Annotated in this window: 13 protein-coding genes; 5 read left to right on the forward strand and 8 right to left on the reverse strand. The window is 67.0% G+C overall.

Annotation, left to right across the window (positions count from 1 at the left end):
- Positions 1–129 precede the first annotated feature (129 nt).
- The 3 genes from OG394_RS09975 to OG394_RS09985 form a co-directional block, all read right to left on the reverse strand.
- The gene (locus OG394_RS09975; RefSeq protein ID WP_328994824.1) at positions 130–315 is read right to left on the reverse strand and encodes a hypothetical protein; all 186 of its coding nucleotides are present in this window, start codon (positions 313–315) and stop codon (positions 130–132) included.
- A 79-nt stretch (positions 316–394) separates the two neighbouring features.
- Positions 395–1,219, reverse strand: a complete 825-nt coding sequence (locus OG394_RS09980; RefSeq protein WP_328994825.1) for an acetylxylan esterase — start codon at positions 1,217–1,219, stop codon at positions 395–397.
- Entirely contained in the window at positions 1,216–2,160 is a 945-nt protein-coding gene (locus tag OG394_RS09985) for an acetylxylan esterase (RefSeq protein WP_328994826.1), read from the reverse strand. Before OG394_RS09985 ends, OG394_RS09980 begins: the two co-directional genes overlap by 4 nt.
- A gap of 109 nt (positions 2,161–2,269) precedes the next feature.
- On the opposite strand from OG394_RS09985, the gene dacB reads away from it, so the two are divergent.
- Both dacB and OG394_RS09995 read left to right on the forward strand, forming a co-directional pair.
- Positions 2,270–3,799, forward strand: coding sequence for a D-alanyl-D-alanine carboxypeptidase/D-alanyl-D-alanine endopeptidase (gene dacB, locus OG394_RS09990; RefSeq protein ID WP_328994827.1), 1,530 nt, complete (start codon positions 2,270–2,272; stop codon positions 3,797–3,799).
- A gap of 52 nt (positions 3,800–3,851) precedes the next feature.
- Positions 3,852–4,814, forward strand: a complete 963-nt coding sequence (locus tag OG394_RS09995; protein ID WP_328994828.1) for a GNAT family N-acetyltransferase — start codon at positions 3,852–3,854, stop codon at positions 4,812–4,814.
- Here the strand turns inward: OG394_RS09995 and OG394_RS10000 are convergent.
- Both OG394_RS10000 and hisF read right to left on the reverse strand, forming a co-directional pair.
- Positions 4,811–7,456 carry a beta-N-acetylglucosaminidase domain-containing protein gene (locus OG394_RS10000; RefSeq protein ID WP_328994830.1) on the reverse strand — a complete coding sequence of 882 codons (2,646 nt, stop codon included), beginning with the start codon at positions 7,454–7,456 and terminating at the stop codon, positions 4,811–4,813. The genes OG394_RS09995 and OG394_RS10000 overlap by 4 nt on opposite strands.
- Before the next feature lie 375 nt (positions 7,457–7,831).
- Entirely contained in the window at positions 7,832–8,593 is a 762-nt protein-coding gene (gene hisF, locus OG394_RS10005) for an imidazole glycerol phosphate synthase subunit HisF (RefSeq protein ID WP_328994831.1), read from the reverse strand.
- Positions 8,594–8,756: 163 nt separating this feature from the next.
- Here hisF and OG394_RS10010 point away from each other — a divergent pair, with 163 nt between their 5' ends.
- Positions 8,757–10,295, forward strand: coding sequence for a M1 family metallopeptidase (locus OG394_RS10010; RefSeq protein WP_328994832.1), 1,539 nt, complete (start codon positions 8,757–8,759; stop codon positions 10,293–10,295).
- 12 nt (positions 10,296–10,307) lie between these two features.
- Here OG394_RS10010 and OG394_RS10015 read toward each other — a convergent pair whose 3' ends face one another.
- Positions 10,308–10,556, reverse strand: coding sequence for a hypothetical protein (locus tag OG394_RS10015; RefSeq protein ID WP_328994833.1), 249 nt, complete (start codon positions 10,554–10,556; stop codon positions 10,308–10,310).
- Between the two features lie 4 nt (positions 10,557–10,560).
- Between OG394_RS10015 and OG394_RS10020 the strand changes: the two genes are divergently transcribed.
- The gene (locus OG394_RS10020) at positions 10,561–10,992 is read left to right on the forward strand and encodes an alcohol dehydrogenase catalytic domain-containing protein (RefSeq protein WP_328994834.1); all 432 of its coding nucleotides are present in this window, start codon (positions 10,561–10,563) and stop codon (positions 10,990–10,992) included.
- A complete protein-coding gene (locus OG394_RS10025; RefSeq protein ID WP_328994835.1) occupies positions 10,989–11,150 on the forward strand; it encodes a hypothetical protein in 162 nt (53 codons plus the stop codon). The genes OG394_RS10020 and OG394_RS10025 overlap by 4 nt, the downstream gene beginning before the upstream one ends.
- Before the next feature lie 55 nt (positions 11,151–11,205).
- On the opposite strand, the gene OG394_RS10030 is transcribed toward OG394_RS10025, so the two are convergent.
- Both OG394_RS10030 and OG394_RS10035 read right to left on the reverse strand, forming a co-directional pair.
- The gene (locus OG394_RS10030) at positions 11,206–12,138 is read right to left on the reverse strand and encodes a lysophospholipid acyltransferase family protein (RefSeq protein WP_328994837.1); all 933 of its coding nucleotides are present in this window, start codon (positions 12,136–12,138) and stop codon (positions 11,206–11,208) included.
- A complete protein-coding gene (locus OG394_RS10035; RefSeq protein WP_328994839.1) occupies positions 12,138–13,718 on the reverse strand; it encodes a lactate racemase domain-containing protein in 1,581 nt (526 codons plus the stop codon). Before OG394_RS10035 ends, OG394_RS10030 begins: the two co-directional genes overlap by 1 nt.
- Between the last annotated feature and the right edge of the window lie 29 nt (positions 13,719–13,747).

Consider the following 13,747-nt stretch of genomic DNA (forward strand, 5'->3'; position numbering starts at 1 on the left):
TCGGCATGGCTCCCCGTTGGCAGATGTCCCGGCACTGCTATCGAGAGTACGAGGTGCCGCCGACAGTTCTGGTCACCGTTCCAAATTCACTGGATTTCCACATAGTCGAGTTCGGCATAAAGAGTGCCCTCACCGAGGAGTATCGAATTCGCCCCCCGCACGTAAGGTGACATTCACCGTCGCCTCGGCCCAGCCGTCCCAGCGGGCCGCCGGATAGCTGACCCAACCAGCATTGTTGCCGTTGACAACCAACATGTTGCGGATGACGCAATTGTTGATGCGTCCGGATTCCGCCTCGGCCCGCGAACGACTCATCGCTGATTCCGCGCCGAATTCCAGCCATGCAGAAAAACCTTATCCGCGCCGAAACCCTTCGAGCCTCCTGGAATCGCGACTAGCTGAAGCGAGGCATTGCCGGTACGCCGAGGCGGTGGGCCAGCCAGGCGTCCCACGCGTCCTGGTCCGTGCCGTCGTCGTCGGTCAGGTGGTAGACCTCGGACTTGGGCAGCACGGCAGTGAGCGACGAGACCCAGGCCGGGTCGGGCGTCGCCAGCAGTACGTCGGCCTCGACCGCGTGCGCCCTCGCATCGAAGTGCTCGAGGGTCGCGCTCATGAGGATCTCGTCGGCACCTGCTCGAAGCTGGTCGTTCAACTCCTCGTGCGGGTAAACGCCAGCCTCGCGAGCCTCCATCGCCCGGTAGAGCAGGAGATCGCGAACCCGCACCGCGCTGAACCCGGGACGTCGCGCGGCCGTGAGCAGCGCCAGGTCGTCGCCGCTAACCCCGACACGCGAACGGTCGACCGCGTCGAGCCCGAGCAGGAACTCGCCCGCGCGCAGGCAGTCGGCGACGATGCCGCGATAGACGTACGTCGCGGGGTCCTCGATGCCGTGCGTCAGCAGACCGGGATAGGCGGCCGCGAATCCGTCGTCGGCCCGGCGCTGACCGCGATGGCTCACGGCGAGTACGACGTACCGGCTACGGTCGTGAGCGTGTGGGAGGTAGTTGACGCTGCCGTAGCGCGGGGTTTCCAGGAGTGCCGGGAATCGACCCGGGCCGCTGGGGATGCTGAGGGTCGCGAAGATCCGGTACGGCCCAATGCTGGTCAGACGTACCTCGTAGAAGGTGGACTCGACAGTCGTGCGGCTTGGGACGAGTTCCAGGGCGGGCTCAGCGGAGACTCGCGCCAGCTCGTCGTCGATTGCTTGCCAGTAGGTCATCGGCGTTCTCCGTCAGAGGGTCGCAGGTATTGGGCGAGAAACTCGCCGATCGTCGGCAGCACGCCGGGAAGGCCGGCCTCGTGGGCGGAGTTCGCGAAGGTGTGGAGCTGCTTCTCCGCCCTAAGCGCGCGATACACAGCGAAGCCGGTTTCCGGCGGGCAGACGTCGTCCTGAAGGCCGAGGTGCATCAGAGTCGGCGCTTGGACCAACGGCGCGAAGTTGATGCCGTCGTAATAGGCCATCGCGTCGGCGATCCGCTGCTGGTCGTCGGGGTGCTCGCGGAGGTATTCGGTGATTTCTTCGTATGGATAGGACCTGGTCAACGTCGGAGCCGTCGTGATTCCGCAGAGGTAGGGCGCGCCGGTTGATAGGCAGGCGACCACCTCCGGCCGGAGGGCGGCCGCGATCAGGCCGAGGCCGCCGCCTTGGCTGTGACCTTGGATGCCGATGCGGGCCGGGTCGACCTCTGGGCGGTCGAGCAGTACGTCGAGGGCGCGGACGACGTCCAGGTAGAAGCCGCGATAGCCGTACGTCTCGCGGTCGACGATGTTGTGCGTGAGCAGACCGGGATAGCCGGGATTGAAGACGTCGTTGGACCGGAGCTTGCCGCGAGAGGCGACCTCTAGAACGGCGTAACCGCGCGAGGCCCAGTATTTGGGGATCACCGGCTCGGAGATGTAGCCGGGGATCGTCACCAGCGCCGGATACGGGCCGCCCTCACGAGGAGTGGCATACCAGGCGGAGACGCGAAGACCTTGGTACGACGTGTAGCTGACGTCGAAGGCCCTGACGCTCGACGTCGACCGGTGCGGCACCTCGGTGACCATGGCGTCCAGCGGATGCGAGGCCATCTCGGCGAGACCCGCCGCCCAGAACTCATCGAAGTCGTCCGGCCGATGGACGCTGACAGCGACAGCCTCGGGATTCCTGTTCACAGACACCCCAGGGATTCTGGCAACCCCGTCCGGCCGAAGCGCAACGGGGTCGATCGCTGGACTGGGCGGGCTGTTGGGTGTTGAGTTGGTTTCCGCCCGAGTTTTAGGAGTAGCCGTGAGATTCTTTCGCCGTCATGTAGGTGTGGCCGTCTTGATCGCGGTAGGGGCGGTCAGTGGAGTTACTGCATCCACAGGTTCGTCAGACCTCCAGCAGCGGCTGGACGGGTTACTGGCCGACAGTAGGTACCAGGGGTCGCAGGCGGCCTTAGTAGTACGGGACGCGACCACTGGCGAAGTCTTGTACGACCGGAACGGAATCAACCGCCTGATGCCCGCCTCCAACGCCAAGCTGTTCACGTCGGCAGCGGCGCTAGAGACGCTGGGGCCGGACTACCGTTTCCACACGGACGTCCTGACCACAGGCAAGACGTACGGCGGCACACTGGCCGGTCCGCTCTACCTGAAGGGGTACGGCGACCCCACGAGCCTTGAGGCGGACTACCGGGCACTGGCGCGTCAAGTGGCCGCTACCGGGATTCGCCAGGTGGTTGGGGATCTGGTTGCCGACGACACCTTCTTCGACAATCGCCGGCTCGGGAACGGCTGGTCCTGGGATAACGAGTCCTACTACTACTCCGCCCAGACGTCCGCACTGACGGTTGCACCGGACACGGACTACGACTCGGGCACAGTGATCGTCGAGAGTCTTCCCGGCGCGACTGTCGGCGCACCCGCACAGCTGAAGGTTGTGCCGCAGACGAGCGCCGTGCAGCTGGTCAACACGTCGACGACCGGAGCGGCCGGTTCGCCGTACACCTTGAGTATCGAGCGGGATCACGGCACCAACGTCGTACGGATCACCGGGTCGATTCCGGCGGACGACACCGGCGGCCAGGACTGGGTGACGGTTTGGGAGCCGGCCAACTACGCGGCCGACGTTTTCCGCCGCGCGCTCGCGGCCGAGGGCGTGAAGGTGCTCGGCAAGCTGCGCACCGGAACCACTCCGGCGGTAACGCGACGGTTGGCGCGGGACGAGTCGATGACCGTTGCCGAGTTGATGACACCGTTCATGAAGTTGTCGAACAACATGCACGCCGAGGCGTTGGTGAAGACGATGGGCAACGGCAGTTGGGATGACGGACTGGCCGTGGTTCTCGACTACGCCAAGACTGCCGGGGTTGACGTACCGGCGATGCGGTTCGCGGACGGCTCGGGTCTTTCGCGGATGACCAACGTGACCGCGGACGGCATCAGCGACCTGCTGGTGGCCGCCGGCCGCGAGCCATGGTTCGCCACTTGGTACGCGTCGATGCCGATCGCGGGCAACCCGGATCGCATGGTCGGTGGCACCCTGCGCAACCGGATGCGCGGAACGGCCGCGGCGAACAACGTGCACGCGAAGACCGGCACCCTCACCGGCGTGACGGCGCTGTCCGGATACGTGACGAACGCCGACGGCCGGAAGCTGGTTTTCGCCTTTGTCTCCAACAACTTCATCGCCAGTCCGCGGCCGATCGAGGACGCCGTTGCGGTCACGCTCGCGTCCTGGTCGGAGGGTACGGATGTGCCGACCATCACGCCGAATCACCAGCGTGTCGGCACTGTTGAGCCGGAGCTGGAGTGTTCTTGGCAAAAGGCCTGCTGAACACTCGGCCAATCGACTCGACAAGGGGGCGGCGGGGCCTCACCATGACCACATGGAGATGACCGCCGCTCCGCCGGCCGGGTATACCGTCCGGCGGCCGCGGCCGACCGACGCCAGGGACATTCTCGAGGTCGTGTCGGCATACAACACCCAGGTGGTCGGATTTGCCGACTGCACACTGGACGACATTTTCGACAACATGGCCGAGCCGGGTTTCGATCCCGAAACCGATGGCTGGCTGGTGCATACCGAGTCCGGTCAGGCCGCCGGTTATGCCTGGATCTACGGCACCAGTGGCGCCGACCAGGTCGATATCGACGTGGTGGCGGCCGATCCGGTGCTGTCGCGGTGGTTGTTCACCCAGGCCACGGAACGCGGTCGCGATCGGGCCCGGGACCACGGCCACGACACGGTGGTGCTCGACGCCGGGATCTACCGGGGCGACCAGGCGCTGCGCGATCTGGTCTCGGGTCGCGGTTTCAGCCCGAGTACGACGTACCACCGGATGCGGGTCGACCATGGTCCCGGCACGCCCGAGCCCACGTTGCCGGCCGGCGCGGTACTGCGGCGTGGTGCGCACGATGAGCCGTCGCGCCGAGCGGCGTACGAGGTGATGACCAGGTCCTTCGCCGGGCAGGAGGACGTGACCGTTCGCCCGTTCGAGGAGTGGTACCAGGTGCGCGAGGCGCGGCCGACGTTCTCCTGGTCGCAGCTGTCGGTGCTGGAAATTGACGGCCGGCCGGTCGCGGTGTGCGAGTCGAACGACCAGTTCGTCGAGGACGAGAACTGCGGCTACATCACCCGCCTCGGTGTGGTGCCCGGGTATCGCGGCAAGGGGTACGCCAAGTACCTGCTGTCCAAGACGTTCGCCCAGAACGCGGCGGCGGGTCTCGACGGCACCATCCTGCACGTCGATACGGACAACCCGACGCCCGCGCTCGGCCTCTACCTCTCGGTCGGCATGCAACCGGTTCTCATCATCGACGTCTGGCGTCAGGTCCTCTCCACCACCTAAGGCGCTCCGAGGTCTGCCCAGCCACTCCAGCCGCTACCGGCGGCGGATTGCCAGGCGGTGCGTACTCGGCCGTCCAGCCCGACGCCGAAGAGGCTCACCGCACCGGTTGAACTGTCGACGGCGGCCGGCGATCCACCGGCTCCGGTGAACGGCTCGATCACCTGTGCCCAGTGGGACCAGCCGTCGCCGGCCCGGTTCTGCCAGGCGGTCCAGATGCGGTTGTCCGAGCCTCGTACGTAGGCCTGCATCGCGCCGTTGTTGCCGACGAGCACCTCGGGCGGACCCGTCATCGTGATGCCGCCGATCGCGACGAACCCGTGCCACGGACCGTCGTACGAGGTCTGCCAGGTCGTCTGCAGATGTCCGTCGCTGCCGCGGATGAAGACGCTATAGCCACCGTCGTACGTCGCCGCGAGGCGCGGGTTGTCCGTCGTCACACCGCCGAGCAGGATCCAGCCCTGCCAGCCGGTGCCCGGGCCGTGCTGCTTGTTGACCCAGACCTGGTTGTCGCTCCCCCGCACCACCGCGGTCATCACGCCGTTCTGGCCGACCACCACCTCGGGTTTGCCGAGCATCGTGATCCCGGTCAACGGCTCGAACGAGCTCCACCCGGTCGCCGTCTGCCAGATTGTGTGCAACTGGCCATTGCCGCCGCGAGCGAACACGCTGAACCGGCCATCGTCGGTCTGCACGACCGTCGGGCTGTCGGTCACAACGGCTTCGCTGATCTTGCTCCAACCAGCCCAGCCGTTCGCGCTTTGGTGGTTGACCCACAGCCGGTCGTCGCTGCCCCGAACGAACGCGACCATCGAGCCATCGCGCTCGGCCAGTACTTCCGGCTGACCGTGCATGGTGATCCCGGGCAGCTCGGCGAACGGCGTCCAGCCCGATCCCGGGCTCGTCTGGAACGACGTGCGCAGATGCCCACTCGCACCGCGCGCGAAGGTCGCCATCCGTCCGTCCGCGTGCCGGATCACCGACGCACCGCGCGGTGCGGCCATCAGGTCGACGAGGTCGTCGAACACCCCAGGCGTCACCATCCGCCCGAACTTGTTGCCCTGGGCAAGCGCCAGACCCATCGCCCGTCGCTCGTCACGGTACGTCGTGAGGTCGCCTTGCGCCTTGGCCCGCAGGCCCCGTACGACGTGCTCGGCCGCGGCCGCCCGCCCCTCCAACGCGACGAACCAGCCCTCGGAATCACGCAGGAACGACGGATTGGCCAGGGTCTGCCGCAGTTGCGCCGGCACCGCCTTGAGCCGGGCCGCTTCCGCCAGCAGGGCATCACCGGACGGGCCGAGATCGCCACCCGTCCGCCAGGCCTGCGCGAACGCCTTGGCCAACGGCGCGATCGGCGCGGTCTCCGGATGGAGCGGCGAGGCGGTCGAGACTTCGGCGTACGCACGGAGGGCCGGGTACGCCGTACCGCCGAACTCCTGCAGCGAGCGCGTCCACGAGTCCTGCGCGTCGTACGCCGAGGGGTTCCAGGCGTAGTCGGCGACGGTGTAGAGGCTGAGCAACGACGCCTCCGCCTCCTGCATCTCGTTGGCGAGAATGCCGAGCGCGTTCTCGGCCAGAGCGGGATCGCGGCCGGTCAAGGGGCCGAGGTGCTGCTGGTTCGGCGCGAAGTCGTTCACCGGGTAGTTGTCGAAGATGAGCAACTTCCGGCCGCCGAACGCCTGCTCCGCCTGGGCCAACTCGCTTGCGGTGATCGTTGGTGAGACCACCTCGCGGCCGGTCCAGAAGATCGGTGCGTCGGCCGGGATCCGCTCGGCGAACCTTGTCCGGTACGGCGATGAGCCCGTGCCCCAGTACTCGGTTGGCACGGTGACGAGCTTTGCGCCGGTGCGTTTGGTGATGAAGTTCGCGTAGACGTGGTTGACGACGTGGGTTTGTGCGTCCGCGAGCGCGGTCGGGCCGGTGCCGAAGGTGTCGGTATCGAGTGGGCAGGCGAATCGGCCGTTGACGTCGTCCCAGCCGATCGAGAAGGTCCGCTCGCCCACGTCGTACAGCTGCTGGTAGCGCGCGATGAGCTTGTCGAGGTCGGATTGGAGCGCGTGGCAGATGCCGTGTTGCGGGGAGACATTCGCCTCGGGGTTGATGCGATAAGTGAAGTCGACCTGGTTCTCCTTGGCACGCGCGATCGCCTCGGCAAACTTCGCGATCTCCGTTGCCGGGTAGAGATCGCGCCAGTTCTCCCCCGAGGTGCGGGAGTCGCCGCTGACCGTGTATTGAAACACGTTCATCCGATGCGCCCCAAGCCAATCAAGATGCCGCAACAAGTCCCCTTGGCTCCACGGCTGCCCGTAAAACGACTCCATCCCCCCACGCACCCCAAACGCCGGATAATCCCGCACCACCACCCCCGGCAACTGCCCGCTGTTGGTTGATTGGCGGCTGGTGGTGAGTTGGCGGAGGGTTTGGCGGGCGTAGAACGTCCCGGCTTCGTCGACTCCGTCGATCGCGACTACCTTGCGGCCGTTGGCTTCGCCGATCGCCAGCACATACCCGCCGGGCGGAAGGCCGGCCGGGCCGTCTACCCCGAGATCGCGCAGGGCCGCGGCGGCATCGGGCCCATCGACGTACACCGCGACGTCATCGGACATCGCGAACCGGGTCGACGTCGCGACCATCGACTGCGGCACGGGCACGACTAACGGGAGCGCATCTGTTATCGGGGTTGGTTCCGTTGGTGGGTTTGGCGCGATCAGAGGTGGGAGCAGGAGGGAGAACATGGCGGATGCAAGAGCGATCATGGCGGGCCTCCAAGACTGGACGGCATTCCGGTCTATACCAGCCTCACCCCGCCCACCTGTCAACGCCCTTCCACCAGAATGGAACCTCCCCCTTTTGCGTTGAGTCGCGCCTCACTCTTGCGTTGATTGGTCTGTATCCGCTCGCCCCTGACAGCGGCGGGTCAGGTGGAAGAGGACGTAGGCGGGTGACCAATCGACTCGCCGCAGTCAGGGGCGAGCGGACACAGACCAATCAACGCAGAGATCGTGAGCGTCGGCGGTGGGTTAGCGGACTTCGATGCCAGCCTCGCGGAGGGCCTTCTTCACGTCGGAGATGTGGAAGTCGCCGAAGTGGAAGACGCTGGCGGCTAGGAGGGCGTCGGCGCCGGCTTTGACGGCGGGTGGGAAGTGTTCGGGCGCGCCGGCTCCGCCGCTGGCGATCAGTGGGACCGACACGACGGCGCGTACGGCGCGGATCAGTTCCAGGTCGAAACCCTGTTTGGTGCCGTCGGCATCCATCGAGTTGAGCAGGACCTCGCCCGCGCCGAGTTCGACACCGCGTCGGGCCCACTCGATCGCGTCCAGCCCTGCCGATTTACGACCGCCATGCGTCGTGACCTCGAAGCCGGACGGCTGGTCGGGCGCGCGCCGGGCGTCGACGGACAACACCAGCACCTGATTGCCGAACCGCCGCGCGATCTCCTCGATAACCGCCGGCCGGGCAATGGCGCCCGTGTTGATACCGACCTTGTCCGCGCCGGCGCGCAGCAGCCGGTCCACGTCGCCGACCTCGCGTACGCCGCCGCCGACCGTGAGCGGGATGAAGACCTGCTCGGCGGTCCGCCTGACCACCTCGTACGTCGTCTCGCGTGATCCGGAGGACGCGGTGATGTCGAGAAAGGTCAGCTCGTCGGCGCCCTCCGCGTCGTACACCTTGGCCATTTCGACCGGATCGCCCGCGTCGCGGAGATCGGTGAAGTTGACGCCCTTGACCACCCGGCCGGCGTCGACGTCCAGGCAGGGAATGACTCGTACGGCGAGGCTCACGCGGCAAAGCCTACCGAGCCCGCCCCGCAACCCCACGAGCCTGTCCACAACCAGTTGCCACAAGCTGCAAGAAGGCCTTCGACCGTGCTCGAAAAGGGTCCCGGCGGACCCCCGATCGGGTTGAGTGGACCTCATCTGCCCAGACGATCGGAGTACTTCGGTGATGCAACGTTCCCTGAGCCGGCTGGCCGTCGGCTCGGCTTCGATTCTGGCGCTCACCGCGTCCGTCCTGGTGGGCCAGTCGGCCAGCGCCAGCGAGACCAAGCACGCCGCCTCCCCTGGAGCACCTGGCGTCGGCGACACCGTCTACCCCGGCTTGGGCAACGGCGGCTACCAGGTCGAGCGGTACGTCGTCGACATGACGTACGACGCCACCACCCAGCTCGTCGCGTCGAAGGTCACCGCGTACGCCGTCGCCGGGCAGAACCTGTCGCGGTTCAACCTGGACTCGTTCGGGCTCGACATCGCGAAGGTGACCGTCAACGGCAAGCCCGCCACCTTCGCCCAAGAGGGCGAGGAGCTGGTCATCACGCCCGCGAACGCGATCACCCGGAACACCGTCTTCGCCGTCAACGTGGCCTATCAAGCGGACCCGCGCCGGATCAAGCCGCCTGCGGGTGGTTGGGTCGCGACGCCCGACGGCTTCGCGTTGGCGCCGCAGCCGAGTGGTGCGCACACGGTGTTCCCGAGCAACGACCACCCGTCGGACAAGGCCCGCTACACGTTCCGGGTGACCGCGCCGAAGGGCACGATCGGAGTGGCGTCGGGCGTGCACATCGGCGATGTCGCGAACGAGGACGGCAGCACCACCTCGACGTACATCACGCGCAATCCGGTCGCGACCGAGGTCGTGCAGATCTCCGTAGGCGACTACACGATCGTAGAGCGCGGGACCGTCGACGGCGCGCGGATGCGGGACGTTGTACCGACTGCGCGCTTGCCCAAGGTCGACGCGGCGCTGAAGCTCACCGCGGGCCAGCTGACCTGGATCAAGCAGTACTTGGGCCGGTTCCCACTCGAGGCGTACGGCATCCTGCCGGCCAACAACGATGCGCCGGACGCGTTCGACTTCACCGGGCTCGAGACGCAGACGCTCACGCTCTACAAGCCGAACTACCTCACGCAGACCGAGGACAAGATCGGCTCGCACATGATGCACGAGCTGGTGCACACCTGGTTCGGCAACAGTGTCACGCCTGCGGACTGGGGCGACCTCTGGTTCAACGAGGGGCACGCCGACTTCTACGGCCTGCTCTACCGGTACGAGCGGGGCTGGCCGGACAGCCGCGGCTTCACGACCATGGTGGACCGCATGAAGTGGACGTACAGCCAGGGCGACCTGTGGCGCGCCAGCTCGGGCCCGGTCGCCAAGCCGAACGCGCAGAACCTGTTCGACAACCAGCGCTACACCGGCGGCGTACTCGTGCTCTACGCGCTGCAGGAGAAGGTAGGCGCGGAGAAGTTCGCAGAGATCGAGAAGCGGATCCTCGCCACCTACAAGAACAAGAACATCAGCACCGAGCAGTTCATCGCACTGGCGACCAGTGTCAGCGCAGATGCCACTGTCCGCCCATTCCTGGAGGACTGGCTGTACGGCACCAAGACCCCGCCGATGCCGAACCACCCGGACTGGACCGTCACCCCGCCCACCGCGAACCGCCTCGCCACCATCGACCTACGCTCGGATCTCCGCGACCACTAAAACGCAGCGGGGTCAGACCTCAGGCGGCGAAAGGCGTTTGAGAGCCCGGTACGTCTGTGCCGGGCTCGGCGCCGGCGGCAACGGCTTGGCCGCCTCGGCCGCAAAGGCCTGCAGGAGATAGCCGACCAACCGCGGCGAGGCCTTCGGCGCACTCCCAGAGGTCGCGGCGACGACCCCCGCATTGGCCATCAGGACGACCACGAAGTCCTGATGCTCGAAGTCGCTCCGCAGCTTGCCCGCCTCCTGAGCCCGGGCGATCAACCGCTTGAACCCCGGAGAAAGACTGCTCGCGCAACTCCGCCATCTGCTGCCCGAACGTCGCCGTGATGATGTCCTCGCGAGTCGGGAACCGGCGGAACAAGGTGGCCGCGCCGACTCCGCCGGCGAGGCCGATGCGGTCGGGCCCGGCGTTGATGGTTACGCGGTCGGCGATCGCGTCTTCGGCGTGGTGACCAAGCCCTACCTGGGCGACGGCTCGTTCGCCGAGTACGTGACGGTGCCGGCCGAGGTCGGCATCGCCAAACTGCCGGACGGAATTTCCTTCACCGACGGCGCCGCGCTCGGTGTGGCCGGCGCGACCGCTTATGCCGTCATCGAACAGCGCCGCACCGCGTGCCGACGAGACCGTCCTGGTCATTGGTGCGACCGGCGGCGTCGGCACCCAGGTGGCAACTCCCCAGCGAGACCGTGGCCGTGACGGCGGTATACGCCCAGCCGACCGCCGACGTACTCGAGCGCACTGCCACCGGCGATACCAGCCTCTCGATCCAGCAGCTCTACCCGCTCGACCAGGCCCAAGACGCCTTCGACGCCTTCGCGTCCGGCACCCTCGGCAAACTCGTCATCACCACCTAACTGAACGCGAAGAAGGGCCTTGCGCCAGCAAGCGCAAGGCCCTTCTCCAACAGAACTACTTCCAGGCGCGGCGTTTGTCGCCGTTGGACTTGATCGGGGCGGTGGACTCCCAGACCCGGCGCCAGCGGGCGGCGTCCGGCCCGGACTGCGAGGGCGAGGCGCCCGTGGCGACCCGGCGACGGGCCTCCCACCAAGTCGAACCCTCTTCGTCGAGCAGGGCCGAGACCGCGGCCGAGATGCGCGGCGCGAAGTCGCGAGCGCTCTCCCCCGGCGCCGGCCGCAGCGCGTCGCCGTACCGGACTGCGACCGAAGGACGGCCCGGAACCGGCCAGCCACGGCCACGCGGCATCGCGGCGAACGAGCCCTTGATCCCGACCGGGATGATCGGCACACCGTGCTCGACGGCGAGATAGGCCGCGCCCATCCGGAAGCGCTCCATCCAGCCATCCTGCGAACGGGTGCCCTCGGGGAAGACCACGACGTTCCAGCCGTCGGCCAGCAGGTCGCCCGGCGTGGAGCTGAGCTTGCCGCTGCGGCGCTCGATCGGGAACGTGTTGAACACGATCGCCGACGCCGTCGCACGCCACCAGGTGTCGAAGAAGTAGTCCGCCGCCGCGGCCACGGCCGTCTTGCGCCGCCACGCGTTGGGCAGGGTGCAGAGGATCAGCGGGGTGTCCAGGTGCGACGAGTGGTTCGCCACGATCAGGCACGGCTCGTTGACCTTGGTCAACGCGTCCAGCCCACTGACCTGCGGGTTCACCTCGAAGCGCAGGACCGAGTTGAGCGCGCCCTTCTGAACGACCTCACGCAGCGCGATCGCGGCCGGCGTCCGGGCCCACTTGGTCGGGAAGACCGACGTCTCCTTGGGGATGACGAACGGCTCGGCCGAACGCGGCACCTGCGGGCGACGGCCCCAGCGCCAGCCGCGCGCCACCTGTTTGACGTCGCGGACGGTCTCCTTGGAGAACTTGACCAGGTTCGTCCCCATCAGCGCACATCCGCGAGCAGGTGCGGCGGGTTGTGCAGGTAGGTGATGGAGGGCGAGCGGCCGACCGAGTGGCTCACCATCTCGAGCGCGTCCTGCAGCGTCGAGGCGGACCGGAAACCCATCCGCTCGACGGACTTGCGGTTCGCGCCGACCCAGACGATGTCGCCGCAGTGGTCCAGCGCGTGGCTGATCCAGTACCACATGTAGAACGGGTGCACGCCGTGGTACGCGTTCGACGTCCGGTACAGGTGGATGTACCACGGGTCTTCGGCGTACTGCTTCTCGAACTTCGCCTCGATCGTCGCCGGGTCGGTCGACTCGGACAGGACCTCCTCGAAGAAGTCCACGTACGACGGGTGGTGCAGCTGGCTGAACTCGTAGTCCACCGGGTGGTACAGGATGACCGCGCCATCCTTACGGACGATCGGCTGCCCGATGTACGAGTTGAAGTAGTACCCGAGGCCCATGCAGGCGGCGAGGATCGGGTTCATGATCGAGTTCACGTTGTAGGGGCCGACGAACGGCACACCCATGATCGCGACATCGGCCTGGCCCTGGACCTCGACCTTGTGCTGGCTGTGCACGGCCTCAATCGTCTTCTCGTGCACCGGCTCGATCTTGCCGGCGTTGATACCGGTCAGACCGTAGTTCGCCCGGACGTCCTGGAAGATCTTGCGCCGGACCCGGGTCGGGGCCAGGTCGATCCCGCGCTTGGCGGCGAGCATCGAGGCCTGGTCCTTGATCGACCACTCCCACTCGCGCTTCTGCAGGAACTCGAGCGGTCCGCCGAAGATGTCGTTGTTCAGCGTGGTCTCGATCTGGAAGACCTTGACGTGCGACGTCAGCACTTCGCCCATCCGCCAGGCGGAGTGGTGCATCTTCGAGACCTTGTGGTCCATGAAGGAGCGCGAGTGGATCATCGTGTGGCTGTTGTGGTGGTGCTTCAACGACTTGTACGACGCGAGGCCGATCGACGTCGACTTGTGGCCGCCGTCCATCGCCACCAGGTTCACGTTCACGTAGACCAGCAGGTCGGACTCGGCCGCCCGCTTGGAGATCTCGACGTCCTCGCCGTGCTTGGTCTGACCGAGATGGGTCAGGTTCGCGGCGTCCTCGGCGTCGAAGTTGTAGAGCTTGCCGTCCGGGTAGAACGACCGGAAGACGCGCTCACCGACGATGTCGCGCAGCTCGTTCGGCGTGAGCCGGCGGTGCAGCGCGTTCGCCGAGATCAGCTCGACGTCGTCGACACCCGCGTCGGCCGCCATCGTCAGCACGGCCTCGATGATGCGCTGCCGGATGTCCGGCTTCTTCATCGGCGGCAACGGCAGGGAGATGTCGTCGAACGCGATCGTCAGCCGCATGCCCGGGCGGAGCAGCTCCGGCAGCGGCTCGGACTCCAGCGGGTTCAGCAGCGCGTTCTGGATGGCCTCCTCGACGTCGCGCACCGGGGCCTGCGCCTCCGGCGGGTACACCACGCGAGTGCCGAGCGGGAACCGCTCCAGCTTGAATCCCTCACCGTTGTGCACGAGCAGAGGCGGCGTGCGGTCATCGACCTCAAGCACGAATCCAGGCCGGGACATATCAGTTCTCCTCTTTCAAACGGGCGTTC

Source organism: Kribbella sp. NBC_01245 (genome assembly GCF_036226525.1).
Classification (GTDB): domain Bacteria; phylum Actinomycetota; class Actinomycetes; order Propionibacteriales; family Kribbellaceae; genus Kribbella.

Bases quoted from the DNA above. Each gene is read 5' to 3' on its own strand.
- OG394_RS10010 (WP_328994832.1), top strand. From the start codon at position 8,757: ATGCAACGTTCCCTGAGCCGGCTGGCCGTCGGCTCGGCTTCGATTCTG.
- OG394_RS09980 (WP_328994825.1), bottom strand. From the start codon at position 1,219: ATGACCTACTGGCAAGCAATCGACGACGAGCTGGCGCGAGTCTCCGCT.
- OG394_RS09975 (WP_328994824.1), bottom strand. From the start codon at position 315: ATGAGTCGTTCGCGGGCCGAGGCGGAATCCGGACGCATCAACAATTGC.
- OG394_RS10035 (WP_328994839.1), bottom strand. From the start codon at position 13,718: ATGTCCCGGCCTGGATTCGTGCTTGAGGTCGATGACCGCACGCCGCCT.
- OG394_RS10030 (WP_328994837.1), bottom strand. From the start codon at position 12,138: ATGGGGACGAACCTGGTCAAGTTCTCCAAGGAGACCGTCCGCGACGTC.
- OG394_RS09995 (WP_328994828.1), top strand. From the start codon at position 3,852: ATGGAGATGACCGCCGCTCCGCCGGCCGGGTATACCGTCCGGCGGCCG.